Origin of the sequence: Streptomyces sp. P17 (assembly GCF_032436805.1) — a bacterium.
Lineage (GTDB): Bacteria > Actinomycetota > Actinomycetes > Streptomycetales > Streptomycetaceae > Streptomyces.
The window spans coordinates 1-823 of record NZ_JAVRBF010000213.1; the positions used below are offsets into that span (position 1 = coordinate 1).

The 823-nt window shown below is 67.0% G+C and carries 1 protein-coding gene; it reads right to left on the reverse strand.

What is annotated here, in order from left to right:
* On the reverse strand, nucleotides 1-823 hold an 823-nt coding region (locus RMT89_RS40435; RefSeq protein ID WP_315888739.1), incomplete at both ends, for a hypothetical protein.

Sequence of the window (823 nt, forward strand, 5' to 3'; positions counted from 1 at the left end):
TGGATTTCCTGGACGGTGACGGCCTGGTCGTTGCCGAAGGTGCCGTTGGGGAGGTCGCCGCCGGCTTCGCCGGTGCCGGTCCAGGTGATTTCCCAGGTGATGGTGGCGCGGAGCTTGTACGTGGTGTCGCCTGAGGAGCGGAGGTACTTGAGGCCGCAGGGTGGGGTCTGGTCGGCCTTGCCCTTGGCGTACGGTTCGCCGATGGAGCCGTCGGTGTTGATGGCGCACTCGCCGGAGGCCGGGTAGGTCTCGGCGTCCTTGGTGCCCGGCTCCAGTTTCAGGGCGACCGGCTTGGCTGTGGTGGTGGCCTGGACGTTGAAGCCGGGGACGTTGAGGGCCGCCGTGGCCTGGACCTCGTCGAAGACAGCCTTGTCGAGCCATGCCCATGTCGGCAGGTTCACCTTGGTCGTGGCCTGGGGGGCCAGGGTGACCTTGGTGTCCGGGAGCTCCATGTGCTGGTAGGCGAGGGCCGCGAGGATCTCCGGGGTGATGGCCTGTTCGTACTGGGGCGGCGGGGCCTCGCCGTTGTCGACCCAGAAGGGGAGGTCGTTGCATGAACTCCGCTTGAGGAGGTCGGGCTCGTTGGGGTTTTCGACGGCGGCCCAGAACATTCCCTTGCCGTCGTTCTCGACGTTGTAGTCCTTGTAGCCGGGGGTGTTGGTCCAGCCGTACTCGTCCTCGTAGTGGCGCTGCAGCTCGCTGAGTGCCGCGCCTGCGTGGCCGCCCATGCCGGGTGCGTTCATCTGGCTCTCGATGTCCGTGGACATCTTCTTCTTGAAGTCCTTGGCGCCGAGGTAGGGGGCGTACCAGCAGGGCGGGGGCG